General features: G+C 52.9%; 25 protein-coding genes and 1 tRNA gene. 4 read left to right on the top strand and 22 right to left on the bottom strand.

All coding sequences use genetic code 11. The features are described 5' to 3' along the window. Window positions 1-45: 45 nt before the first annotated feature. From FHS18_RS08040 to FHS18_RS08030, 3 genes are all read left to right on the top strand, one after another. Window positions 46-432 carry a winged helix-turn-helix transcriptional regulator gene (locus FHS18_RS08040; protein ID WP_183598843.1) on the top strand — a complete coding sequence of 129 codons (387 nt, stop codon included), beginning with the start codon at window positions 46-48 and terminating at the stop codon, window positions 430-432. A 197-nt stretch (window positions 433-629) separates the two neighbouring features. Beyond that, complete coding sequence (locus tag FHS18_RS08035; RefSeq protein WP_183598841.1) at window positions 630-950, top strand: NIPSNAP family protein; 321 nt, start codon at window positions 630-632, stop codon at window positions 948-950. A gap of 27 nt (window positions 951-977) precedes the next feature. Beyond that, complete coding sequence (locus FHS18_RS08030; RefSeq protein WP_183598839.1) at window positions 978-1,514, top strand: NAD(P)H-dependent oxidoreductase; 537 nt, start codon at window positions 978-980, stop codon at window positions 1,512-1,514. A 115-nt stretch (window positions 1,515-1,629) separates the two neighbouring features. Here FHS18_RS08030 and FHS18_RS08025 read toward each other — a convergent pair. Both FHS18_RS08025 and nrdR read right to left on the bottom strand, forming a co-directional pair. Further along, window positions 1,630-1,705, bottom strand: a tRNA-Ala gene (locus FHS18_RS08025). A gap of 69 nt (window positions 1,706-1,774) precedes the next feature. Continuing rightward, window positions 1,775-2,254, bottom strand: a complete 480-nt coding sequence (gene nrdR, locus FHS18_RS08020; protein WP_183598837.1) for a transcriptional regulator NrdR — start codon at window positions 2,252-2,254, stop codon at window positions 1,775-1,777. Window positions 2,255-2,412: 158 nt separating this feature from the next. Here nrdR and FHS18_RS08015 point away from each other — a divergent pair, with 158 nt between their 5' ends. Further along, on the top strand, window positions 2,413-2,631 hold the full coding sequence (locus tag FHS18_RS08015; RefSeq protein ID WP_183598835.1) for an alpha/beta-type small acid-soluble spore protein: 219 nt from the start codon (window positions 2,413-2,415) through the stop codon (window positions 2,629-2,631). A 78-nt stretch (window positions 2,632-2,709) separates the two neighbouring features. Here the strand turns inward: FHS18_RS08015 and FHS18_RS08010 are convergent, their stop codons facing one another. The 20 genes from FHS18_RS08010 to FHS18_RS07915 all read right to left on the bottom strand — a co-directional run bounded on the left by FHS18_RS08010 (window position 2,710) and on the right by FHS18_RS07915 (window position 23,548). Further along, a complete protein-coding gene (locus FHS18_RS08010; protein ID WP_183598833.1) occupies window positions 2,710-3,279 on the bottom strand; it encodes a lytic transglycosylase domain-containing protein in 570 nt (189 codons plus the stop codon). Further along, window positions 3,276-3,872, bottom strand: coding sequence for a dephospho-CoA kinase (gene coaE / locus FHS18_RS08005; protein ID WP_183598831.1), 597 nt, complete (start codon window positions 3,870-3,872; stop codon window positions 3,276-3,278). The genes FHS18_RS08010 and coaE overlap by 4 nt, the downstream gene beginning before the upstream one ends. A 19-nt stretch (window positions 3,873-3,891) precedes the next feature. Next, on the bottom strand, window positions 3,892-4,590 hold the full coding sequence (gene ytaF, locus FHS18_RS08000; protein WP_183598829.1) for a sporulation membrane protein YtaF: 699 nt from the start codon (window positions 4,588-4,590) through the stop codon (window positions 3,892-3,894). Between the two features lie 218 nt (window positions 4,591-4,808). Beyond that, a complete protein-coding gene (gene mutM, locus FHS18_RS07995; RefSeq protein WP_183598827.1) occupies window positions 4,809-5,663 on the bottom strand; it encodes a DNA-formamidopyrimidine glycosylase in 855 nt (284 codons plus the stop codon). Between the two features lie 97 nt (window positions 5,664-5,760). After that, window positions 5,761-8,430, bottom strand: a complete 2,670-nt coding sequence (gene polA, locus FHS18_RS07990; protein WP_183598825.1) for a DNA polymerase I — start codon at window positions 8,428-8,430, stop codon at window positions 5,761-5,763. A gap of 117 nt (window positions 8,431-8,547) precedes the next feature. Continuing rightward, entirely contained in the window at window positions 8,548-9,765 is a 1,218-nt protein-coding gene (locus tag FHS18_RS35120; protein WP_183598823.1) for an EAL domain-containing protein, read from the bottom strand. A gap of 1 nt (window position 9,766) precedes the next feature. After that, window positions 9,767-11,176 (bottom strand): GGDEF domain-containing protein, encoded by a 1,410-nt coding sequence (locus tag FHS18_RS07980; protein ID WP_183598822.1) that lies wholly within the window; start codon window positions 11,174-11,176, stop codon window positions 9,767-9,769. A gap of 226 nt (window positions 11,177-11,402) precedes the next feature. After that, entirely contained in the window at window positions 11,403-12,059 is a 657-nt protein-coding gene (phoU, locus tag FHS18_RS07975) for a phosphate signaling complex protein PhoU (RefSeq protein ID WP_221401245.1), read from the bottom strand. 47 nt (window positions 12,060-12,106) lie between these two features. Further along, window positions 12,107-12,865, bottom strand: coding sequence for a phosphate ABC transporter ATP-binding protein PstB (gene pstB, locus FHS18_RS07970; protein WP_183598819.1), 759 nt, complete (start codon window positions 12,863-12,865; stop codon window positions 12,107-12,109). A gap of 17 nt (window positions 12,866-12,882) precedes the next feature. Further along, window positions 12,883-13,770, bottom strand: coding sequence for a phosphate ABC transporter permease PstA (gene pstA / locus FHS18_RS07965; protein WP_183598817.1), 888 nt, complete (start codon window positions 13,768-13,770; stop codon window positions 12,883-12,885). Continuing rightward, the gene (gene pstC / locus FHS18_RS07960) at window positions 13,767-14,681 is read right to left on the bottom strand and encodes a phosphate ABC transporter permease subunit PstC (RefSeq protein ID WP_183598815.1); all 915 of its coding nucleotides are present in this window, start codon (window positions 14,679-14,681) and stop codon (window positions 13,767-13,769) included. The genes pstA (FHS18_RS07965) and pstC (FHS18_RS07960) overlap by 4 nt, the downstream gene beginning before the upstream one ends. Before the next feature lie 76 nt (window positions 14,682-14,757). Further along, on the bottom strand, window positions 14,758-15,687 hold the full coding sequence (locus FHS18_RS07955; protein WP_183598813.1) for a phosphate ABC transporter substrate-binding protein: 930 nt from the start codon (window positions 15,685-15,687) through the stop codon (window positions 14,758-14,760). Between the two features lie 531 nt (window positions 15,688-16,218). Next, window positions 16,219-16,878, bottom strand: a complete 660-nt coding sequence (gene phoU, locus FHS18_RS07950) for a phosphate signaling complex protein PhoU (protein WP_183599641.1) — start codon at window positions 16,876-16,878, stop codon at window positions 16,219-16,221. Window positions 16,879-16,908: 30 nt separating this feature from the next. Continuing rightward, on the bottom strand, window positions 16,909-17,682 hold the full coding sequence (gene pstB, locus FHS18_RS07945; RefSeq protein ID WP_183598811.1) for a phosphate ABC transporter ATP-binding protein PstB: 774 nt from the start codon (window positions 17,680-17,682) through the stop codon (window positions 16,909-16,911). 111 nt (window positions 17,683-17,793) lie between these two features. Beyond that, on the bottom strand, window positions 17,794-17,931 hold the full coding sequence (locus tag FHS18_RS07940) for a hypothetical protein (protein WP_183598809.1): 138 nt from the start codon (window positions 17,929-17,931) through the stop codon (window positions 17,794-17,796). Window positions 17,932-18,013: 82 nt separating this feature from the next. Beyond that, window positions 18,014-19,153: a methyl-accepting chemotaxis protein gene (locus FHS18_RS07935; protein ID WP_183598808.1), complete on the bottom strand. Its 1,140-nt coding sequence runs from the start codon at window positions 19,151-19,153 to the stop codon at window positions 18,014-18,016. A 124-nt stretch (window positions 19,154-19,277) separates the two neighbouring features. After that, window positions 19,278-20,183, bottom strand: a complete 906-nt coding sequence (pstA, locus tag FHS18_RS07930; protein WP_183598806.1) for a phosphate ABC transporter permease PstA — start codon at window positions 20,181-20,183, stop codon at window positions 19,278-19,280. Then, window positions 20,180-21,139, bottom strand: a complete 960-nt coding sequence (gene pstC, locus FHS18_RS07925; RefSeq protein ID WP_183598804.1) for a phosphate ABC transporter permease subunit PstC — start codon at window positions 21,137-21,139, stop codon at window positions 20,180-20,182. Before pstC (FHS18_RS07925) ends, pstA (FHS18_RS07930) begins: the two co-directional genes overlap by 4 nt. A 106-nt stretch (window positions 21,140-21,245) precedes the next feature. Then, complete coding sequence (locus tag FHS18_RS07920; protein WP_409348543.1) at window positions 21,246-22,097, bottom strand: phosphate ABC transporter substrate-binding protein; 852 nt, start codon at window positions 22,095-22,097, stop codon at window positions 21,246-21,248. 47 nt (window positions 22,098-22,144) lie between these two features. Beyond that, the gene (locus tag FHS18_RS07915; RefSeq protein WP_183598800.1) at window positions 22,145-23,548 is read right to left on the bottom strand and encodes a TolB family protein; all 1,404 of its coding nucleotides are present in this window, start codon (window positions 23,546-23,548) and stop codon (window positions 22,145-22,147) included. Between the last annotated feature and the right edge of the window lie 18 nt (window positions 23,549-23,566).

Genomic DNA, 23,566 nt, shown 5'->3' with positions numbered 1-23,566 from the left:
GTACGCACTTTTTAGGTCAATACTTACCAGAAGGGAAGTATGGTTATGGGGTCTTATGAGAGCATGTATGAATTAAACGGGAAGCAGTTTTACTGCCCCATCGAACTTTCTGTTTCTATACTTGCTGGTAGATGGAAATCGACCATTATTTGCGAACTACTTCAAGGAAAAAAAAGATATGGTGAACTCAAGAAAAATATATTGAACATTAACCATAAAATGCTAGCCGAACAATTACGAGAGTTGGAGTCCGCTGGGATCATACAGAGATATGTCTATCCTGTAGTTCCACCAAAGGTTGAATACGAGTTAACAGCATTAGGAGAAGGTTTACGACCCGCTGTCGAACATCTGAGACAATGGGGTATGTACTTCACATCCGATGATCCAGATGAATCGCAAGCCGTTGCTCAGGACGTAAAGGAATTATAATAAACTCATAAGAAGTGGCCGTCTGGAACGATATTTCATGTTCTGGACTGCCACTTTTTTTACTCACTGTAGCCATACTTTACCTTTGGTGAGTATGTACCGAAAAAGTGCGTACTTACATTTGGTTAGTTCGTTATGTATGATTGGTCACGTGGACCACATAAACCGTTTCAAGGAGGCTAACATGGAGGTGAAATATGATATACGAACTTAGAATCTACTATATTCATCCCGGGAAGATGCAGGAGATCCAAGCAAGGTTTCAAAATCGAACGTTGCAAATATTTGCAAATCATGGAATGAAAGTTACCGAGTTCTGGGAAGACGTTAATGAAGAGAATAACCGCCTATATTATGTCATGGAGCATTCAGATATGGAGACACGGAATCAAAGCTTTGAGAAGTTCCACAATGATCCGGAATGGTTAGAGCTTAAACGTGTTACGGAACGCAATGGACCTCTTTTCGAGAAAATTGATATTGTTTTTCTAAAAACGGTCGCATTTTTCAAAAAATAACAAATCCAAAATAAAGGAGAAATCCAAATGAAAACATTAGTCATTGTCACTCATCCAAATATCAACGAATCCCGTATCAATAAGGCGTGGGTCCAAGAATTACAGCAGCACAGCAACATTACAATCCATCAACTCTATCAAGCTTATCCGAACGAAGTCATTGATGTGGCTAGGGAACAAGCGCTTTTGGAAGCTCATGACCGCATCATTTTGCAATACCCTTTTTATTGGTACAATATGCCGCCATTATTGAAAAAATGGTTAGATGCCGTAATGCAATATGGCTGGGCTTTTGGTCCGGACGGAGATAAAATGCAAGGCAAAGAGATTGGAATTGCGATTTCAACCTACGGTTCAGAAGAATCTTATCAGTTGGGTGGGGCTAACCGATTTACAATCGAGGAATTGCTCAAGCCGATCGATGCCATTTGTCATTATATCGGTGCTCGATTTATACCGCCGTTTACATTGAGTGATGTTTCAAATGTGACCGATGAGGAGCTCGAGAAAAGCAAAATCGATTATGTAAGATACATTACATCTGTTCAGACTACTTCTGTGTGACTAACCCATATAGGTAGAAATACGAAGGAACTGCGGAGGAATGGGGTTCGCCCCCTGCGTTGGCTCCACCAAACACAAAAAAACGCAGCCAGTTGGCTGCGTTATATGTTGTGTATGGTGGAGCCTAGGGGGATCGAACCCCTGACCTCATCGCTGCCAGCGATGCGCTCTCCCAGCTGAGCTAAGGCCCCGAGATTGCCTGATCTGTTTCAGACAAGTTCGATCATACCACGGAAGGATAGCGCTGTCAATCGCAAATCTTAGTCTTTCCTTCCGCCGCTCAGCGGGTGGTTGGATAGCAAGTTGTTGAGTTCCTTCATGAACATATCGATGTCCTTGAACTGGCGGTATACCGAGGCGAAGCGGACGTATGCGACTTCGTCGACCGGGTACAGCTCGGACATGACGATCTCGCCGATGCTTTGGCTTTCGACTTCGGCCGAGGCAGTATTGCGTAATTCTTTCTCCACATGGGAAACAATAACTTCGAGCCGTTCGACTGAGACCGGCCGTTTCTCGCATGCCCGAATAAGGCCGCGCAGCACTTTGTCGCGGGAGAATTCCTCGCGGCTGCCGTCTTTTTTGATGACGATGAGCGGAGTTTCTTCGACCATCTCGAAGGTGGTGAAGCGACGGCTGCATTTCTCGCATTCCCGTCTGCGGCGGATCGATTTGTTCTCATTCGCGGGTCTGGAATCCAGCACTTTCGTACCGGCATAATCGCAATACGGACATTTCATCGTTGTTTGGAACCTCCATCTACATTAAGCATCCAGTTCGCCATAATGGCCGTCTGCAACGTAAAACGCTTACGGAAAGATTTACTAATCAATTCGTTGTTATGAAAATCGCAATGACGCACATAATACAGTTACCAACCGCAAGGAGGTGAACGACAATGAGCCAAAATCGCAGCAGCAATCAACTGGTAGTACCACAAGCGACAGCAGCCCTCGACCAAATGAAATTCGAGGTTGCACAAGAGCTGGGTATCTCGATCCCACAAGACGGTTACTACGGTAACATGGCAACGCGTGACGCAGGTTCCCTTGGGGGCTACATCACTCGTAAGCTGGTCCAAATCGCTGAGCAATCCCTTGCAGGTCAGTACAAATAATAACGATTCATGGAGCTTCGGCAAGCCGCCCTCTACAGGCGGCCCCGGAGCTTCTCTTCTTATTATCCATAAGGAAAGTTAAAAGCCGGGATACAACTTCTTGTACTTATTATAATAATAAATGACGCGTTGTACATAGTGCCTCGTCTCGCCGTACGGTATACGGTCGAGCGTCTGCTCCGAACCATCCCATGTCCCGTCCGACAGCCATCGCTTCACATTACCCGGACCGGCATTGTATGCCGCGATAGCAGCATACCGATTATCGTTAAACTGATCATGCAGCGAGTCCAGATACCAGGCGCCAAGCTCGATCCCGACATCGGCCCGGTTCGCCAGCTTGTCCTTCGTAATGCCGTCGAAACCGCCGCGTTCCACGATCCAGTCCGCTGTATCGGGCATGACTTGCATGATACCGATCGCGCCTTTTTTAGACACTTTATTGGGACTGAAATTCGTCTCTACGCGAGCGATAGCCGCAATGAGATGCGGCTCAAGCCCGTAATTCTGCGCACTGACGCGAATGTCTTTCTCGTAATGGAGCGGATACATCCAGCGGCCGAGCCAATCGGATTTGAAAAATAACACGATGAGAAAGGCGAGTACGAAGAGCGCCAGAATCCGTCGCCGCAATCGATGCTTGTTCATGGCAAACCCTGCTCGCGCCAGAATCGTTCGACCTGCGCTCTCGTCGCTTCCAGATCGCCGCTGTTATCGATGACGAAGTCGGCTCGCTCACGTTTCTCTTCAATATCCATCTGCAGTCCGACCCGCCGTTCTGCCTCAGAGCGCTCCAGCGAATTGCGCGCCATCAGGCGTTCCACCTGCAGGCTGCGCGGTATGTACACCACCATGACCGCATCGTATACATCAGCTTGACCGGTCTCATACAGCAGCGGAATATCCACAATGACGAGTCCGGCCGGATCCTCAGTTGTATAAGCTTCTACTTGACTGTGCATCCGCTCGCGAATCGCGGGATGAAGGATAGCTTCCAGATCCTTCAGCTTGTCCGGATCGGAGAACACCATGCCGCCCAACTTGCGACGGTCCAGCGTTAGATCCTCAGCGAGCACCTCTTGTCCGAAGCGATCGACGATCGCCGTGAGTGCGGGTTCGCCGGGAAGCACTACTTCCCGGGCGACCCTGTCGGCGTCGACGAGCTTCGCGCCAAGCGAGACGAGCATAGCCGATACCGTACTCTTCCCGCAGGCGATTCCGCCCGTTAATCCGAGTCTCATACATTCACCTCAATATAACCTATAGCAATTTCATGATGCCCATAACAATCAGCATAATACCAGGCAGGACAGATAAAGCTTGCATGCCCTTCATGCTGGCAAAACGGAAGCCAAGCTGCATGCCGCCGAGCAGGAACAATCCGCTCGAGGTACAAATAATAAGCGCGGTCAACACCGGCGAGAAGCCGATCATCGCGGCGCCAAGACCCGCCCCGAAGCTGTCGAGCGACAAGGCAAAGCCGAGCAGGATCGCCTCGGATGCAGAGATAATGCCCGAGCGGTCTACGTCTGCGATCTGCGGGGTCCGCAAGATTTGAATGACAAGCCCCAGGCGCTTCAGCTCGAGTATTACGATCGTCTTGGCAGTGATTCGCTCCGCGGGCAGCTTCTCCGTCGCCGAAGGCGCCTTCTCTTCTTCTTCAGTCACCTCGTCGCTATCCTGCTGGCCTCTTCGAAAATGTTGAATGAGCGCCCAGCAGCCGATGACGAGGAGCAGAATCGCACCGATCCAGCCTGCAAAGTCCGGTGAAAGATAACTGGCCAGCACCGTACCGATCTGCATCGCCAGCCATACGACAAAGCCTGAGCAGGCCGAGATGATGACCACCGAGAAGACAGGTATGCGAATCCGGCGCAAACCGTACGTAATACCGACGCCCAGACCATCCAGACTGACGGCAAACGCGAGCAGCAGCAAAGATAGAACATGTGCGAGCAACCGATGTCCCTCCCATGATGGCAAACCTGCTGTCTCTTCAGAAACAGTGTACATTCGCCCATGAATGGTTCATCATATGCCAGTGCCCTACCCCTGCGTGACATCTGCGCCTAACTTCATTCGCGCTTCGAGCTTCTTCCTTATTATTCACTGCAGGAACCGTCAACTGGTCTTCACAATTCGGACAGGCACGCGCCTATGGAAAGCGACTAGACCGCTTAACCGTTCTTCTTCCCGCGTACTTTCGGCAGCGGCTGACACGACAAGCAGATATGCGTTCCGCGTCCGCCTACGACCGTCTTATCGATCAGCCTGCCGCACTTGTTGCACGGCTCATTCTTGCGGCCGTAGACCAAGAGCGCATGCTGGAACATGCCCATCTCGCCTTGTCCGTTAACGTAGGACTTGATCGAGGAACCGCCTGCATCGACTGCCCGCTGCAAGGTCGTCTTGACCGCTTCATACAGACGCTCCCATTCGGGTCCATTGATCGTATCGGCCGTACGTTCCGGATGGATGCCAGCCAAGAACAGCGCTTCGTCGACATAGATGTTGCCAAGACCGACGACATACTCCTGATTGAGCAGGAGCGGCTTGATCTTCGTCGTCTTCTTCGCAAGCTTCTGCTTGAACGCGTCCAGCGTGAACGACTCGTCCAGCGGCTCGATGCCGAGCTTCTTGAGCGGAGCCATCACGAATTCATCCCCGGGCGCGAACAGATGCATCGTGCCGAATTGGCGGACATCCTTGTAACGCAGCTCCGTCCCGTCATCGAAGTGAAAAATAACATGTGTATGCAGCTCGACCGGCTCGTCCTGGCGATAGACGCCGTAGCGCCCCTCCATCCGCAGATGGGACACCAGCACGAGTTCGTCGAGAATGATTCGCAAAAATTTGCCTCTGCGTTCGACCGTTCGGATCGTCTGTCCGGCCAGCGCCGCGGCGAATGCCTCCGGCTCGCTCGGGCGTTGAATAATGCGCGGCAGCGACACCGTTACCCGTTCAATCCGCTTGCCTGCGACAAGCTGAATGAGCGTTCTGCGGACCGTCTCCACCTCTGGTAATTCCGGCATCTCCCATACCTCCCTTATGCAACAAACCAGTTTGAGTCGAAATTTGTCGCATAAGGTTCATTATAACGTATTACGGCAAAATATGCTCCCCTGACGCTTACTTCGCTTCGTACCAATCGACGCCAAAATTAACATCCGCCTTCAGCGGCACATTCAGTTGGAGCGCACCGGCCATTACCTCCGGCACCAGCGTCTTCATGGTCTCCAGCTCGTCGTCAGGCACCTCGAAGACAAGTTCGTCATGCACTTGGAGCAGCATTCGGCTCTTCAGGCCGCGCTCGCGGAGCGTCTCATCCATCTTAACCATGGCCAGCTTAATAATATCGGCGGCGGTCCCCTGAATCGGCGTATTCATCGCCGTCCGCTCTGCGAAGGAACGCAGGTTGAAGTTCGAAGCTTTGATCTCCGGCAAATACCGGCGGCGCTCCAACAGCGTCGTGACATACCCGTCGCGGCGAGCCTGCATGACGATATTGTCCATGTAGCCGCGCACGCCTTGGAACACTTCGAAATATTGCTCGATGAACCGGGCGGCTTCCTTCCGTCCGATACCCAAGTTATTGGAAAGTCCGAAATCGCTGATGCCATAGACGATACCGAAGTTGACGGCCTTCGCTTGGCGGCGCATATTCGCATCCACCTGATCGGCTTCCACCCCGAACACGTCCATCGCGGTCTTCGTATGAATATCCATATCTTCGATGAAGGCTTCCTTCAGCCGCTCATCGCCCGAGATTTGCGCGAGCACGCGCAGCTCGATCTGCGAATAGTCCGCGGCAAGGATGTACCAGCCCGGCTCCGACGGCACGAATGCCTTGCGAATGCGGCGCCCTTCTTCCATGCGAATCGGGATATTCTGCAGATTCGGGAATTGGCTGGACAGACGTCCGGTTGCCGCAATGGTCTGGCGGTAGTACGTATGCACTTTGCCTGTGTCTTTGTTAATCTCTTTGAGCAAGCCCTCGACATACGTGGACTGCAGCTTCGTCAGCTGGCGGTAGTGCAGGATGAGCCGCACAATCTCGTGATAAGGCTCCAGCTCCTCCAATACTGCGGCATCCGTGGAATAACCGGTCTTCGTCTTCTTCTTGGCAGGAAGACCCAGCTTCTCGAACAATACTTCGCCCAGCTGCTTCGGCGAGCCGATGTTGAATTCCATACCGGCATGGGTATAAATATCGCTCTTATACCGCTCGATGTTCGTCTCGAGCTCTTTGCCAAGATCCACCAACACGTCCGGGTTGACCTTGATGCCCTGCTTCTCCATCCCGGCCAGTACTACGGACAGCGGCTGCTCCAGCTCGAAATACAGCTTGCTCATGCCCGTGCGCTCCAACTCTTCGTATTGAAGCGGAATCAAACGTTTCAAGCCGTCCGCCTTCTGCGCGAGATGGCGTGCAAGTACCTCCACATCGGGAACTTTGAACTTGGCGCCTTTGCCATAGACCGATTCGTCGGAGGCTACGGCCGGCACGCCGTATTTGCCTGCCAAGAACGCCAGCGTCTGGTCGGTGTTCGTCGGGTCGAGCAAATAAGCGGCCAGCATGACGTCGAAGGACGTGCCGCGGTATTCGATGCCGTGCCAGAACAGCGTGAGCTCCGCTTTGTGCAGATCGTATCCCTGCTTTGGCGCGTCCTCGTCCGCTAACCATGCACGTACCGGAGCTCCGACAGTACCTGTCAGGGCTTCATAGGAAAGGGAATAGACCTTCTCGCTGGACGTAAACGCAAGGCCCAGCAGCTGCGCCTGATGCGGGTTATCGCCCGCAGTCTCGATGTAGACGCAGTCGACCCCGGCGAGCGCTTCCGTTAACTCATCTGCGCTAAACGCATCGTCGACGATAACCAGTTCGTAATTGGCTTCGGCAGGAACGGCAGCCTCACGCGTTGCGCCCGCTCCTGCTTCAGGCAGATCAAGCCGCTCGATGAGCGATTTGAACTCCAGCTTGCGGAAGGAGTCAGCCAGCTGGCTTTTGTCATAACCGTTATAGGCAAGCTCGTCCACTTTGCCTTCCTCGATCGGCACTTCGCGGAAGATCGTCGCCAGCTTCTTGCTCATGATGGCGTCTTCCTTGTGCGTCTCCACTTTTTCTTTCATCTTCCCTTTCAGGCTGTCGGTATTGGCCAGCACGTTCTCGACGCTGCCGAATTCATGCAGCATCTTGAGCGCCGTCTTCTCCCCTACGCCTGGAATGCCAGGGATATTGTCGGAAGTATCGCCCATTAGACCCTTCAGGTCGATAATCTGATTCGGGGTCAGGCCGTATTTCTCGTGAATCTCGGCTGGATTGTAACGTTCAATCTCGCTTACCCCTTTGCGCGTGAGCGCGATGGTGACATGATCCGAAGCCAGCTGCAGCATATCCTTGTCGCCGGAGACGACAACCGCCTGAACCTGCTTCTCATCGGCCATCTTCGTCAAGGTGCCGATAATGTCATCGGCCTCATAGCCACTCAGCTCGAATTGGGCGATGCCGAACGACTGGAGCAGCTCCTTCAGCACCGGGAATTGTTCCGACAGCTCCGGCGGCGTCTTCTGGCGGCCGCCTTTGTAGTCTTCGTAGCCTTCATGGCGGAAGGTCACCTTGCCCGCATCGAACGCAACGAGCATGTGGGTCGGCTTCTCTTCTTCGAGCAGTTTCAACAGCATATTCGTGAATCCGTAGACCGCATTGGTATGTAGACCCGCAGAGTTCGTCAGCGGCGGCATGGCGAAGAACGCCCGATAGGCAATACTGTTTCCATCAATTAAAATCCATTTTTCCATCCGAGCACCTCGCGCACGTATTTTACTACTAATAATCATAGCATAAAGCAGACAAGCTTTCCCACCGCCCGGCGACCCAAGCAGCAAGAAAGCTCGATTATGCTTCAACTATTCCAATCATTGTGCTGCTGGTATATCCGCCTGAGGCCTGCCAAGCAAATAACCTTGCCCATAATGTACGCCCATCCCGCGAATCTGCTGCAGTTCGTCTTCCGTCTCGATACCCTCGGCAACGATTCGGCTGCCCAGCTTAGCGGCGAATTCCGTGAACGTCTGCACGATATGCGCCTTCACCGGATCGGCATGGATGCCGCGAATGAGCGAACGGTCGATTTTGATAAAATCGGGCTTCAGCTCCACGATCGATTGCAGCGACGAATAGCCTGCTCCGGCATCGTCGATCGCGATCTGGAACCCTTGGTTCCGGTAATGATCAAGCGTCTTCTTGGCCTTGCCGAAGTCGTCGATCGAGCTGCGTTCCGTAATCTCGAAGACGACGTTGCCAGGCGCAAGTCCGCATTGCTTCAGCAGCGAGAGCGTCCGCCCTGGCGTGAACATCGGATCTTCCATAATTTCAGCCGTGATATTAATGAATAGCTTCTGCTCTGCGTTCAGTCCCCTGCTCGATTCAATGGCGCGCTCCCGCGCAAGACGATCCAGCGTATAGACCATCCCTTCGGCCGCCGCAAAATCAAAAAGCTGCTGCGGACCGGCAAACCATTCGTTCTGCGGGAAGCGCATGAGCGCCTCGTAGCCATAGACCGTATCATCCTGCAGCGCGATGATCGGCTGATACACCGAGTGCAGCTGCCTCTGATTCGTCAACTGCTCGAACATGCGCATCCGCAGGCTTCGCTCGACGGCAAACAGGGATTGGCCATGGATGAGCGCTTGTTTCATGCCATCGTACAGCATACTTTCATACGTGACCGCATTCGCTTCGCCCATATAGGCAACGCCGGCATGCAGACGAAGTCCGCGCATACCCTGCACCGGCACGATGCCGATAAACCGCCGCTCCCAATCTTGCTTGAACCGGCCAGCCAACGTAAGCAGCAGCTCCTTCATCAAATCTTTGTTCGCGTGCAGGAGCTTCATGCATATATAGACGTCATCCTGCATCCAGAGCAATTGCATGTCCGCAATCCCCGTCCTTGTCGACGGACGTGCCATCTCCCGCTCCACGAAGCGCCGCCATGCAGCCAACACAGACTTCTCCATGATCGCTCCGGAAGCTTCTTCCCGATGCCAGGATAGATAAATCATACCATAGGGGGCGCTGTGCCCTGGCCAAGCTGCGGCCATCGGCGTATCCATGCTTTTGACTTGTTCCACGTTACACTCGTTCCTCTCCCAGATGCTTTTCGAACACGCCGCCAGACACGAATGCGCTGCCCTTTCTTGACTTTGCAACCTTCTTAAGCCGCGCCGCGGCTTGCGATAAGATCTCAGGCGTGACAGTTCCTTCACCTTCCCAACACACTAACGATAACGATAAGCTGACGCCGCCTTGATCCACTGTGCGTCCGCTTCTGTCGGTTACCTCCTTGAGCGAGCCGCCTTCATAGAAAGCACTCACGCTTCGATCGAACCGCTCGATAATTCGGCTGCACAGCCTCTCTCCGCATGCGATATCCGTAACGACGATGAAGTCGTCGCCTCCAATATGCCCGACAAATCCTTGCGCGCCGCCCAATTCTTCCGTTGCTTCGAGCAGAATCTCCGAGCAGTGTCTAATAAGCGCATCGCCTTGGCTGAATCCAAAGCAATCATTGAACCATTTGAAATAATCCATATCTGCATAAATGACAGCGAAAGCCCTTCCCGTCTGTATACGCCGAGTTAACTCCCGTACAATTCGCGCGTTCCCGGGCAGTCCCGTCAGCGGATTGGCCGTTCTCGCTTCCTCCGTGCGGAGGTTGGTCATACATTCCAGGATCGAGCGGATCGAGGCTGCACCTAGGAACTTGCCGCCTTGGGTAATGATGACGACATCGTACAGCTTGGCATGTTCCCGCTTCATGGCAAGCGAAGATACCATCTCCACAGAGGCAGAAGCATCGACGATAAGCGGATGGTCATCCATTACTTTCTCGACAGGACGGTTCCAATACAAGGAAGTACCGAACGGTCCTGCCAGCAGCTGGTACAGCTTTTCTTTCATGACCAGTCCTACCGGACGCTCTTGATCGCAGATGACTGCCCCGGCGAGGTTCGTATTCGATTCGAACAGCTTGCCTACTTCGGATACGCACGCCGTCAAGTCGAACTTAGGGAACCCTTTGGCCAGCATGCCGATCGGAGATGACAATCCGCTATCGTCCGCTTCCTGCTGTCCGCTGTTGCTATGAATCTCTCCAATCTCCCTGCCGCTTTCTTGAACGGCCGCAAGCGTCGCCTCTTTGAACGCACCATAGAGCACCGCTTCCGCTGGCCGTCCGATGCTGGATGGGTATGCAGTCGCACTACCAATGGCATAATGGCCCTTATGTAAGCTGCTGCTCTGATCCAAAAGATGGCGCAAATGGCCGACCGTATTCTGAAGAAGCCTGTCCATTCGTACATCCGTCTTCTCGCGGGCCATAATAAACCCGTATTCGTTCTCGAGCCTATAGGTCCAGAAGAGCCGCTGTTCATTCGCCGACCATTTGCTCAACGCTTGCTTCGCTGCCTCATCACTGGTCTGATCCAGCTGCACGACGATGATTCCAACTCCGCCATGCTGCCAACGTTTTGTGATTTGCAAGATCATTTCTCTATCCAATAGTCCATAGCCTATGTCTGTCACAGCAATCCCTCTTAGATGAGTCATATTCGTCTGATCCATTATGGGTCTATTGTACCGGTTGAATGTTACATGTACATCTATGCATTGTTAACTTCTCGTAAACTCGCGATTCGTAATGGTAGAAAAAACAGCCCTGTGCACAACAGGACTGTCTCGAAGTATTACTATCATGCAGTTATCAGGTCTACAGGTTGAGGTCGGGGCGCTTGCCGAGTACCAAATAAACGACGCTCTCGCCGATATTGGTCGCATGATCGGCGATCCGCTCGATATACCGGCTTGCGAAGCTGAGCTGGCTCGCTTGCGCCACCGTCGTCGGATCCTTCACCATGAGATGGTACAGATCCGTAATAATTTGATTCAGCAGCGCATCGACTTCATCATCGTCCTTAGCCATCTTGTAGGCAAGGTCGACATTCTCTTGGATGAAACATTGAATCGATTCATAAATCATCTGCTGGGTCAGTTCAGCCATATGCGGCAGATCGACCAACGGTTTAACGAGTGTCTGCCCGTCCAGTTGAAGCACGATTTTCGCGATATCGACCGATAGATCGCCCATCCGCTCCAGATCCGTCGCCATCTTGAAGGCGGTCAGAATACGACGCAAGTCCTTGGCCACCGGCGCTTGCGTTGCGATAATACGAGCGCCAAGCTGGTCGATATGTTCTTCCAGCTCATTGAGTTTGCGATCTTCGGCAATCACTTTCTTCGCTCTATCGGTGTCGAGCGTCTGCAAAGCAATCATAGCTTCGCCTAATGCGCGTTCGACATGTTCTCCCATCTCGACCAGTTCATCCTTCAGCTGATCAAGCCCTATGTCCAGTTCCTTGCGTACCAACGGTATCGTTCTCTCCTCTCGTTAAACCACTTCGGTGCCGGTATGAATTATCCGAACCTGCCGGATATGTAGTCATCCGTCTCTTTCTGAGTAGGGTTCGTAAACATAACTTCCGTGCTGTCCGCTTCAATCAGCTTGCCCATATAGAAGAAGGCGGTGCGGTCGGAAACCCTTGCAGCTTGTTGCATGTTATGCGTAACAATGACGATGCAATACTCTTTCTTCAGCTCTGCGATAAGTTCTTCGATCTTCGACGTGGAGACCGGGTCCAAGGCGGAGGCCGGTTCGTCCATCAGAATGATCTTCGGCTTAACCGCGATCGAGCGGGCAATGCATAGACGCTGCTGCTGTCCGCCGGAAAGCGCAAGCGCCGAGTTGTGCAGACGATCCTTCGTCTCTTCCCACAGCGCCGCTTTGCGAAGCGAATCTTCGACGATTTCGTCGAGCTGCTTCTTTTTCTTGATCCCATGGTATCGAGGACCGAAGGCAATATTCTCATAGATCGACTTGTGAAAAGGATTCGGCCGCTGCCAGACCATGCCAATCTGCTGGCGCAGCTCGACCACGTCGATGCTCGGATCGTTAATGTTGACACCATCGATCCAGATTTCGCCGGTTGTTCGTACGCCGCCGATCGTATCGTTCATCCGGTTCAGACTGCGCAAGAAAGTCGATTTGCCGCAGCCGGAAGGACCGATGAGCGCTGTCACCGTTTGGGGGGCGAACGAGAGAGAAACCTTCTTGACGGCTTCCTTCTCGCCGTAGAATACGCTCAGCTCATTCACTTTCAGACCATTCGTTTGCATGTGCTATTGTCCTCCTACTAGCGGGTTGCGGTAAATTTGCGGTGCAGGTAACGTCCGAACCAGCGTGCGCCGAAGTTGAAGAGCAGCACGGTGATGACGAGAACGGCGGATGCGCCAGCTGCAATCTCTGCAGCATCCGGCGCAAGTCCTTCGCTGTTAATTTTCCAAATGTGCACGGCCAGCGTCTCTGCTGGGCGCAGCGGGTTCAGCGGCGAGAACGGGCTGAGCGGATTCCAGTCCGTGAAATCCAGACGCGGCGAGCTCATGCCTGCGGTGAACAACAGGGCTGCCGCTTCGCCGAATACACGGCCAGCCGCTAGAATCGTACCGGTAATGATCGTCGGCAAGGCGATCGGGAACATGACGGATGTAATCGTCTTCCAGCGCGACAGGCCAAGGGCGAGACTGGCTTCTTTCTGTTCACGCGGCACCCCGCTCATCGCTTGCTCCGTAATCCGCACCATAAGCGGAAGGTTGAAGACGGTCAGCGCCAAGGCACCGGAGAGCAAGGAGAAGCCGATATCGAATTTCTGGACGAATACGAGCATACCGAACAAACCTACAACAATCGACGGGAAGGACGACAGCACTTCCACCACCAGGCGGATCGAGTTCGTCAGTCGTCCCGGCTTCGCGTATTGGCTCATGAAGATGCCGGCTCCGACGCCGATCGGAACGGTGATCAGCATCGTCAGGACGAGCAAGAACAAGGAGTTAAACAGCTGCGGGCCGATACCGCCGCCAGCCTTGATTGTCTCAGGCGCCGAGGTCAGGAAGTCCCAGCTGATATGCGAGATGCCGCGAACAAGAATGAAGCCGAGGAGACCAATCAATAGCAGGACGATAAACGCCGCCACGGCAAAGATAACAACGGTAGCAATACGATCAGCAGTTTTGGCGTTCATCGATGATTTCTCCTCTCCAGCACGCGAACGATAAAGACGAATATGAAGGTCATGGTAAGCAGAATGAGGGCAAGCGACCATAGCGCATTGTTATGCGCACTGCCTGTAATCGTGTTGCCCATGCTCAGCGTGATGGCGCTTGTCAGCGTGGACGTCGATTCGAACAAGGACCGCGGAATATGCGGCGCATTACCGATGACCATCTGAACCGCGAGCGCCTCGCCGAAGGCACGGGACATCCCAAGTACGACGCCGGTAAGCAGGGCAGGCAATGTGGTCGGGATTACAATGCGATAGATCGTCTGCCAACGTGTTGCACCTAGGGCGAAGGAGCCTTCCTTCAGGCCGCTCGGCAACGCGGCAAGCGCATCGGTTGCAATCGTCGTAATGGTCGGAAGAATCATAACTGCAAGGACGAGCGAGCCCGCCATAATCCCGATCCCCTGACCAGGGAAAATAGCACGCAGCATCGGCACGATCACACTAAGTCCAACGAAGCCGTAGACGACCGATGGAATACCGGCAAGCAATTCGATGACCGGCTGCAAATATTTGCGTCCGACTCCCGGCATAATCTGTGTCATGAAGATCGCCGCGCAGCAGCCCAACGGCGCTGCAATGAGGGCGGCGAGCAAGGATGTGCTGAATGAACCGAAGATAAAAGGCAGCGCGCCGAATAGCGGTGGCTCGCCTTCCGGATTCCACTTCAGTCCAGTTAGCAAATCTCCGATGTTCACGCCATTTTTGAAGAACGTGCTTAAACCTTTGGAAGCGACAAAATAAACGATTGCTACGATTGTAACGATTAGAAACAGAATACAAAGTGTCGTATAGATACGGCCGATCCATTCTTCGCGAACATGCGGCTTCACAAATGCGACTTTCTGACCTTTCACAGCAGGCTGCTCCATAATACCTCTCCTTCTCAACAGCCAAGGAGAGGCGAGCGTTCCCGCCTCTACCGGCTTTACATGAATCAAACCATTGTTACTTCGTGACGTTGCCGTCTACATCGCGTTTCACTTGCATTTTGTTCACTGGGATATAACCAAGCTCGGTTACGTCCGCGTTCTGAACTTCATCCGTCAGCATGTAAGCGAGGAATGCTGCAGTCGCTGCGTCCGGCTCACCCTTGGTGTACATGTGCTCGTAAGCCCATACCGGATAGCTGCCGTCGATTACCGTAGCTTCACTTGCTTCAACACCGTCGTACTTGACAGTTTTCACGGAATCATCGAGGTACGAAAGAGCTAAGTAACCGATTGCTCCCGGAGTCTCGCCTACGAGCTTCTTAACCGTACCGGAGGAATCCTCTTGAATCGAGCCTTGCAGGTCTTCCGTCTTCGTGCCGAGTGCGTAGGTTTCGAACGTCTTGCGCGTACCGGAGCTGGATGGACGGTTGATGATCGTAATTTTCTCGTCAACGCCGCCTACGTCTTTCCAGTTCGTTACTTTGCCAGTGAAGATATCCACCAGCTGTTGTTTCGTGAGGCTATCGATGCCTACGTCTTTGTTCACGACCGTCGACATTGCAACGACTGCTACTTGGTGATCGACAAGGCCTTCAGCCAGCGCTGCGTCTGCGTCTTTGAATTTCTCTTCTGCGAATATATCCGAGTTACCGATTTGTGCTTGTCCGCCTGCTACTTGCGTCAGGCCTGTGCCGCTGCCGCCGCCTTGCACTTGAATCGTAACGCCTGGGTTCGTCTCCATGAATTTCTTCGAAACTTGGTCAACCAGCGGTTGGAGTGCCGTCGAGCCTACTGCGAGAATGGATCCGGAAAGTTCTTCTGCGCCGCCGTTGTTTGTTTCTCCTGCGCCTTGGTTCGTGCTGTTATTCGCATTGTTGGAAGATCCGCAAGCTGCAAGTCCGATCGTCAACATAACCGCTACAACAAGCAACAACATTTTTTTCATTCTAGTGCTTTCTCCTTCCGTCATTCACACGGGTAATTTGCTTTACGAGATTCATTGTAAGTCGCGGTCGTTAAACGGGTATTTTCACTGTGTTAACGGAATGTAAATATTTTTCCGTTTTCCTCGCCCCTTCCCCCTCCATTGGAGGGGAACCAGAGGGTCATCACCCAGTCTACGCTTCCGAAGTGAGTTTTCCGTTGGAAAACTCTGAGGACACCGATAAGCGGCGAAATAAGTAACGTGGCCGTCTTCGATCTGTCCTTTCGAGCGTGGACCGCTCTTTGTCCTGTGGACAAAAGCTCGGCGTTTCGTCTTCGTTCGTGACTTTGATGCCTCAGGAGAAGATTTGAGACGGTAGGCGCACCGATCGATACAGCCAGACGACCTTCGCTTGACGTCCACTGCGTGGACACGCTTTACGTGACTTACACAGAAAACACACAAAAACTTTAAATTGAAAAGTTTTTGTTAACCAGAAAAAAACAACCTGCCTGGTTATACCCGACAGGTTGCCTTTATTGTTGCTATTCATTAAGCATTCAATTCCGGGCGTTTGCCCGTTACTAGATACACGACGTTCTCGCCAATGTTCGTGGCGTAATCGCCGATACGCTCGACGTAACGGCCCACGAAGCTCAGCTGGCTGGCTTGCGCGATCGTCGACGGATCTTTAGACATCAGTTCGAACAATTCACGGATAATCTCTCCGTACAACGCGTCGACTTGATCGTCGTCCTTCGCCATTTTGTACGCCAGATCTACGTTTTCTTGCACGAACGATTGAATCGCTTCTTTGGTCATGCTTTGCACGGTCTCGCCCATGCGGGGCAAATCGATGATCGGCTTGATCAGCGTCTGGCCTTCGAGGCGCTTTACGACTTTGGCGATGTCGACCGACAGGTCGCCCATCCGTTCCAGGTCGTTCGAGATTTTGAACGCGATCAGAATTCGGCGCAGATCCTTGGCTACCGGCTGTTGCGTCGCGATCAGGCGTGCGCCAAGTTCGGATACCTTCTCGTCCAATCGGTTAAGCTCCACATCCGCGTTCACGATTCGTGTAGCCTCGACGACATCGAGGGTCTGCAATGCTTTGAGCGAATCCCGCAGTGCGTTCTGGACATGCGCGCCCATCGCAAGCAGCAGCTCGCGAAGTTCTTCGAGTCCGTGGTCAAATTCTTTACGGGCAGTCATCATCATCTTCTACAACTCCTCTTCCTCTTCTTAGCCGAAGCGACCGCTGATGTAATCTTCCGTGCGTTGGTCACGCGGGGTCGAGAACAGCTTCTCGGTCTCCGCATATTCCACGACCTCGCCATTGAGGAAGAAGACGGTCTGATTCGAGACGCGCGCTGCCTGATGCATATTATGGGTAACCATGACGATGGTATACCGGTCTTTGAGCTCTTGAGCAAGTTCTTCGATCTTCAGCGTCGAGATCGGGTCAAGCGCGGAAGTCGCTTCGTCCATCAGCAGCACGTCCGGGCTGACGGCAAGCGCACGCGCGATACATAGACGCTGCTGCTGGCCGCCGGAGAGGCTGAGTGCAGAGCGCTTCAAATAATCTTTCACTTCATCCCACAGCGCTGCGGAGCGGAGTGACGACTCGACGAGCTCGTCGAGCTGCTGCTTGCCGCGGATGCCGTGCAGGCGTGGTCCGTACGCTACATTATCATAGATGGATTTCGGAAACGGGTTCGGCTGTTGGAATACCATGCCGACCTTCTTGCGGAGCGTCTCCACATCCACTTCATTAGAGTAAATATCAGCGCCGCCAATGGCGATCTTGCCTTCGATTCGAGTGCCGGCAATCATGTCGTTCATCCGGTTAAGCGTACGCAGCAAGGTCGATTTGCCACAGCCCGAAGGTCCGATGAAAGCGGTGATCGCCTTCTCGGGAATTTCCATCGATACATTCTTCAAGGCGTGGAATGTACCGTAAAATAAATTTAATTGCTCGATTTCAATCAAAGCTTTCGCTTGAGCTGGCGCTTGCATGGCGTTCTCCTCCGGTATGATAGACTAAAAACAGACAGCTTTTCTAAAATTACAAGAATGGATAAGTTTCACGCTTATCCATTCATTTTTGTATTTCTCCGGAATGAAACTTCATACGCCGCCAAAGGACGGCGCAAGCCGTTTCACCTTGAAATACAAGAATGGATAAGTTTCACGCTTATCAATCATCTTGTATTTCTCCGGAATGAAACTCCATACGCCGCCAAAGGACGGCGCAAGCCGTTTCACCTTGGACTATCCGAACTTGTATTCATCGTAACGGCCTTCTGTCAGCCTTATATTCTCGTTATGTTAACGCAATGTAAAAATATTATTGCCCAACTTTTGCTTCGCTCTTCCCGCTGCTCATGCTGGCCATAATCTTGTTCAGCTCGTTAGCCACGCGTTCCGACTGTTTGTAAGCCTCATCCGACAATTGTTCGATCGTTACCGCGCTTGCTCGATTGCCGGCTGCAGCATGGAACAGCTGCTCGAATGCGCCGCCCGCATTATCGACCGATCGTTCGCTCGATAACACTTGTTCGCGGCTTTGCTCGACCAGAGAGGCCGTAACGTTGACCGATTCAAGGATCGAATGGATCAGGCTGCTTATGTCATTGGCCGACCGCTTGGTCTGCGTCGCCAGCTTGCCGACTTCGCCAGCGACGACCGCGAAGCCTCGTCCATGTTCGCCTGCGCGGGCGGCTTCGATGCTTGCGTTCATCGCGAGCAGATTGCACTGTTCGGCCAGGTTGCGAATCAGATTCGAGACGGCGCCTATCGCATCCGCACGTTCCTGAAGCTGTCGGATCTGCTCGACCTGGCGGCTCGTCAGCTCCGAGATTTGCATGAAGGCGGAGCGGACGGTCGTAAGTTCATTTTTCCCATGAAGGGTGTAATCAACCATCTGCTCCGATATGGCCTCCCCATGTCTGGCCGCCTTCAGCACTTCTTCGACCGAACGGTCGATCTCGTGCACCATCGCCTCGGCGCCGCTCATCGTCTTCACCTGCATCGATACGGCCTGTTCCTGCAGCAGCCGGGAGATACTCAGCAAATCCGACATGGTTAGGATCCCTTCCAACTTTCCTTCCCGAACGACGATGACACAGTCATACAACGTCCGTTCTTCGCGGTTAAGCGCGAAGTCGAGCAGCTGCTGCTCGCCGATCGCAAGCTCGACAATTAAAGGATTCACGTCCATCAGCTTCGTAATCGAACGCTCGAAGAACAGTTCTTTGCCGAAGCGCTGCGCCTGCAGGCGCGACAGCTGGCCTTTCATGACCAGGCCGAGCGGCCGTTTGGCTTCATCGCACACAACGACGCATACATGATCCGGCGCGGCATTAAATTGCTCGATAACATCGCAGCAGCGCTCAGCAGGCAATACCGTCATCGCCGGTCGAATAAAGGACGCAAGAACAGAAGAAACAGACGGCTCCGGTTTGGCAACGATTGACATAGTACGCATGGTTAATATCCCTCCGTTACAACTCTAATGCCCTCACTATAGCGAGAAACCATTATCGGACATACAGGAAAATGTTAACCGAGTGTGAAAATTGCGCCTAATTGTGTCAATCATCGCCACTATATTACTTCGTACTCATCTTGCGGTTATTCATCCACAGCGGGATGCGGAAGACGAGGTTGATCAGCAGCACGATGAATACAAGCACCGCCGCCGCCTTCTCGGCGATCTCGGTCGCGTCCGGCACGATCGCTTCGGATTGGACGTACCAGAGATGAACCGCAAGCGTCTCGCCTGGCGAGAACAGGTTGAAATCCCACATTTCGCCGGAAGTCGTAACCCCTGCTGTCAGAATGATAACGGCGCTCTCGCCGAACGCGCGTCCTGCCACAAGGCAGATGCCGGTAATGATACCGTTCAGCGCAACCGGGATCAGAACGCGGCGGATCGTCTGCAGATGGGTGCCGCCGAGGGCGAACGATGCATGCTTCATCTCCTGCGGCACGGCACGCATCGCTTCTTCCGTTACGCGCGTCAATACAGGCAGGTTCAGGAATGCGAGGCTGACCGCGCCGCCGATGATCGTCAGGCCGATATCGAAGGTCTCGACGAAGATGACGATGCCGAACAAGCCGAAAATAATCGATGGCACCGAAGCAAGGCCTTCGACGCAAATGCGGATGAATCCGATGAACTTGTTATCCGGCGCGAATTCGGACAGATAGATCCCGGCCGCCATGCCAAGCGGAATGGAAATGATTAGCGAGATAATGAGCACGTAGAAGGAGTTGAACAACGCAGGGCCGATACCCCCGCCCTCCATGATTTCATCCGGAATGCCGATCAAGAAGTCGAATGACAGCTTCGGCATCCCTTTCTCGAGAATGAGGAACAGCAGGCCGATGATGAAGATGATCGTGCAGATGCCAACGCCCCATACTAGGGTCGTGAACAGTACATTCTTGATACGATTCCCATTCTTGCGTGAGGATGCGAATGGATTGTTGACAGTAGGTTGGTTGGTACTCATCCCCGCACCCCTTTACGTTGAATGAAACGGATTAACACAATCATGACCAGCGAGATAATGAGCAGCAAGAAGCCCATCAGATAGAGCGCATAGTTCCAAGTGGAATCGAACGGCACGTTCGCAATCTGCATGACGATATTACTTGTCAGAACCGAGGTCGGCTTGAATAAGCTGTCCGCCAGCTGCGGCGTATTGCCGATAACCATAACCACGGCCATGGTCTCGCCTATCGCGCGAGCCATACCCAGAATGCCGGCATACATCATACCGCTCTTGGCTGCGGGAAGTACGACGCGGAAGATCGTATGGAAACGCGTTGCGCCGAGTGCATAGGAGGCATCGCGGTATTTCTTTGGTACGGCTGTAATGGCATCGTCGCTGATCCGGCTGATCGTCGGCAATACCATGATCGTCAATACGATCGCGGCCGCGAGCAGGCCGTCGCCCATCGTCGTGCCGGTTACGTCCCGCAGGAGCGGAATAAGCAGCGTCATCCCGAGGAAACCGTATACTACGGATGGAATACCGACGAGCAGATCGAGAACCGGACGGAGCATCGTTCTTAGCCAGCCTGGCGTCATTTCCGCAAGGAAAACGGCGATCAGGATCGAAAGCGGCATCGCGATGAGCATCGTAAGCGCGGTTAATGCGAAGGTTCCGAAGATAAAGACGAGGCCGCCATATTGCTCGTTCTCCGGCACCCATTCCGTGGAGAAGAAGAATTCGGCCGGTGAAACGTGTTGGAACGTCAGAATTCCGGTACGTCCCATAAGGAACAAGATGGAGAACAAAATGATACAGACGAATACAGCGCAAGCGATGCAGATGAGTTTGAATGACTTGTTGTAGAACGCAAGCCTTGCCCGGCGTCCGAAGGTACTGCCCGAACTCGTCTTCAGACTCGTACCCAATTCGCTCGCTGCCTGCCGATTGGCAGTTGCCGATACTTCCAGCATAACGATATGGCTCCTTTCACCTTTTACAATTTCTTCATTTCTTTATCCGCAAAAGAAGCCAGCTTGGCATCGATATCCAAAGCTGGCTTCCTTCTGGCGGGACCGACTATTTCATCGCGGAGATTGGGATAAATTTGAGCTTCTTGAGCGAGCCGTTCTGGAACTCTTTGCTTTGCACATACTGGATGAACGCTTTAACCGCACCAGTAGGCTGGCCCTTAGTCATGTAGTAGCCATAGCCCCATACTTTGTACTTGCCGTTGATAACGTTTGCTTCCGTTGGCGCAACATCGTTAATTTTCAGCGCCTTCATTTTGCTCGTTACATACACAAGGTCAATGTAGCCGATTGCGTTAGGCGTTGTTTCAACGGCCGTTTTCATGTCGCCGCTCGATTTTACTTCTTTGTAGTTATCGCCTTTGGACATGAAGTCCGTGCCGTTCAGCGCTTTAATTTGGAAGTTAACGCGAGTACCGGAACCGAATGCGCGGTTAACGACGACGATTGCTGCGTCGCTGCCGCCAACGTCTTTCCAGTTCTTCACTTTACCGGAGAAAATGTCTTGCAGCTGTTTCGTTGTCAGGTTATCAACGCCAACGTTCTTGTTCACGACTGCAGCGAAAGGAATAACCGCTACTTTGTGTGCTACTTGGCCTTCGAACTTCTTGAAGCCCGGAACGTCAGTGGAAGCATCCCAGTCAACGGCGCCGATATCGGCGATGCCTTTACGAACGGATTGAGGACCTGTGATGGAACCAGCTGCGGAAGCCGAGATTTTAACTTTCGGATTCGCTTTTTTGAATTCTTTTGCCGCTTGAAGCGTCAATGGAAGAAGCGCGGATGAGCCGTTGATGACGATTTTGCCGCTCAGCTTGCTTGCTGCGCTTGCAACCGGAATTGCAGTGGCCATGACTGCGAGAGCCAGTGTCGTGAAAGCCAGCGTTTTGAACCATTTCATTTTCATTTTGGAACGTTCCCCTTTCAATTTGAGAAGCTAAATTTTAATTATTTCGTAACGGCTTTCCATTTGCCGTCTTGGAATACTTTAACTTGGCCGTTCTCCACGATCGCGATCGAAGTGCCTTTGCCTGCTACGATCTCCGATACGTCTTCGGATACCGTGTACAGAACTTTTGCCGTGCCCGATGTCGGATCCACTTCGATAATTTCGCCGCCCGTAGCCGTAGCCGTCAACGCGTACAGCTTCTCGCCCGTGTACACCGCTTGAACCACGTCCTTGTCGCCAACCAACGTCTTCACGCTCTTATCGCTGCTTACCGCGATCAGCGAAGAGGTCGCTTTGCCTTCTTCCGAGCTTACGTAGAAAGCAGTTCCTGCACCAGCCGAAGCGCCGACGAATACTTTGTCATCCGCTTTGTCCGTCAGTTTCACCGGCTTGCCGTCTTTCACGCTTGCGTCGAAGTAGTACAATTGCGGCTCAGTGCCGGTCATGTCGATCACGACGTCGTCACTTTCAACAGGCTTGCTGGCGTCAGCCGTTACCGCGCCTGGCTTAATGACGGTGTAGACGAATTTCGTGCCGTCAGTGGATACGGCCAGATCGGATTTGTAGTCGACTTTATCTTCAAGCACTTTCGTAATCGTGCCGTCAAGCGCGAGTTTCGCAACTACGGAGCCTTTGTCGCCTTGGAGGAAGTAGATCGCGGAGCTATCCGCTGCCCATACGAGCTCAGGCTTGATCGTATCGTCGGAAGTTACTTTCGTTGTCGACTTCGTAGCCAGGTCGATGATGTAAACGGCGCCCGCCGCATCCGTATATGCGGCTTTCTTGCCGTCTGGCGAAGCTGTAAGCTCCGAAGCAGTCTCGGTACGGAACACCTCAGTGAATTCGCCCTTCGCTGTCGATACTTTATAGTCTGCACGGCTGCCGGTCTCGGTCAGCACGCTGACAAGAATCGTCGATGGATCGAGCCATACTGGCGCTTCTGCACCTTCGAGTTTCTGGAACGTTTCAATCCATACGCTGCCGGTATCATCTGTCGTGCTGTCCACGCCAAGCGCGTCCACATAACCTGTCAGCTCGATATAGAGCGAGCTGTTCACATTCTCGACTGCCGCCTCAAGCTCAACCGGCTCGCCGTCGACCAGAACCGTAGCCGAACCAGCGTGAAGTTCGATCGAATGGCCGTTGATGTAGGCCATAATTGCACGATTCTCGCCTGGTGCAAACAATGCGCCTGCTGCAGCGCCCAGGTCGCGGACCGATACGAGCGTTACGCCGTCTTTTACAATCGTGCGTACTGGAGCTGGCACGTCGTTAATGTAGACCAAGCTTTGGGAAACCTGGACGTTGGCAGCTGTGATAGTAGCTGCAGATGCTGCCGATACAACCGATGTGCTAACAGCTGCGGCAAGCACGGAGATGATGACCGTTTTCTTCATGGACATGGAATGAGTTCACCTTTC

This window comes from Paenibacillus phyllosphaerae (assembly GCF_014192105.1).
Taxonomy (GTDB): Bacteria; Bacillota; Bacilli; order Paenibacillales; family Paenibacillaceae; genus Paenibacillus_Z; species Paenibacillus_Z phyllosphaerae.
The sequence above is the reverse complement of the archived record's forward strand: the minus strand, read 5'-3'. Positions and strand labels throughout refer to the sequence as shown.

What these genes read in the sequence shown, in the direction of transcription:
- phoU (WP_183599641.1), bottom strand. Translation starts at nt 16,878, where the DNA reads ATGACTGCCCGTAAAGAATTTGACCACGGACTCGAAGAACTTCGCGAG.
- FHS18_RS07935 (WP_183598808.1), bottom strand. Translation starts at nt 19,153, where the DNA reads ATGCGTACTATGTCAATCGTTGCCAAACCGGAGCCGTCTGTTTCTTCT.
- pstA (WP_183598817.1), bottom strand. Translation starts at nt 13,770, where the DNA reads ATGAACGCCAAAACTGCTGATCGTATTGCTACCGTTGTTATCTTTGCC.
- pstA (WP_183598806.1), bottom strand. Translation starts at nt 20,183, where the DNA reads ATGAGTACCAACCAACCTACTGTCAACAATCCATTCGCATCCTCACGC.
- coaE (WP_183598831.1), bottom strand. Translation starts at nt 3,872, where the DNA reads ATGAGACTCGGATTAACGGGCGGAATCGCCTGCGGGAAGAGTACGGTA.
- pstB (WP_183598811.1), bottom strand. Translation starts at nt 17,682, where the DNA reads ATGCAAGCGCCAGCTCAAGCGAAAGCTTTGATTGAAATCGAGCAATTA.
- FHS18_RS08040 (WP_183598843.1), top strand. Translation starts at nt 46, where the DNA reads ATGGGGTCTTATGAGAGCATGTATGAATTAAACGGGAAGCAGTTTTAC.
- FHS18_RS08035 (WP_183598841.1), top strand. Translation starts at nt 630, where the DNA reads ATGATATACGAACTTAGAATCTACTATATTCATCCCGGGAAGATGCAG.
- nrdR (WP_183598837.1), bottom strand. Translation starts at nt 2,254, where the DNA reads ATGAAATGTCCGTATTGCGATTATGCCGGTACGAAAGTGCTGGATTCC.
- pstC (WP_183598815.1), bottom strand. Translation starts at nt 14,681, where the DNA reads ATGGAGCAGCCTGCTGTGAAAGGTCAGAAAGTCGCATTTGTGAAGCCG.
- polA (WP_183598825.1), bottom strand. Translation starts at nt 8,430, where the DNA reads ATGGAAAAATGGATTTTAATTGATGGAAACAGTATTGCCTATCGGGCG.
- FHS18_RS07955 (WP_183598813.1), bottom strand. Translation starts at nt 15,687, where the DNA reads ATGAAAAAAATGTTGTTGCTTGTTGTAGCGGTTATGTTGACGATCGGA.
- FHS18_RS07915 (WP_183598800.1), bottom strand. Translation starts at nt 23,548, where the DNA reads ATGTCCATGAAGAAAACGGTCATCATCTCCGTGCTTGCCGCAGCTGTT.
- FHS18_RS08015 (WP_183598835.1), top strand. Translation starts at nt 2,413, where the DNA reads ATGAGCCAAAATCGCAGCAGCAATCAACTGGTAGTACCACAAGCGACA.
- pstB (WP_183598819.1), bottom strand. Translation starts at nt 12,865, where the DNA reads ATGCAAACGAATGGTCTGAAAGTGAATGAGCTGAGCGTATTCTACGGC.
- pstC (WP_183598804.1), bottom strand. Translation starts at nt 21,139, where the DNA reads ATGCTGGAAGTATCGGCAACTGCCAATCGGCAGGCAGCGAGCGAATTG.
- FHS18_RS07920 (WP_409348543.1), bottom strand. Translation starts at nt 22,097, where the DNA reads ATGAAATGGTTCAAAACGCTGGCTTTCACGACACTGGCTCTCGCAGTC.
- FHS18_RS08030 (WP_183598839.1), top strand. Translation starts at nt 978, where the DNA reads ATGAAAACATTAGTCATTGTCACTCATCCAAATATCAACGAATCCCGT.
- FHS18_RS08010 (WP_183598833.1), bottom strand. Translation starts at nt 3,279, where the DNA reads ATGAACAAGCATCGATTGCGGCGACGGATTCTGGCGCTCTTCGTACTC.
- mutM (WP_183598827.1), bottom strand. Translation starts at nt 5,663, where the DNA reads ATGCCGGAATTACCAGAGGTGGAGACGGTCCGCAGAACGCTCATTCAG.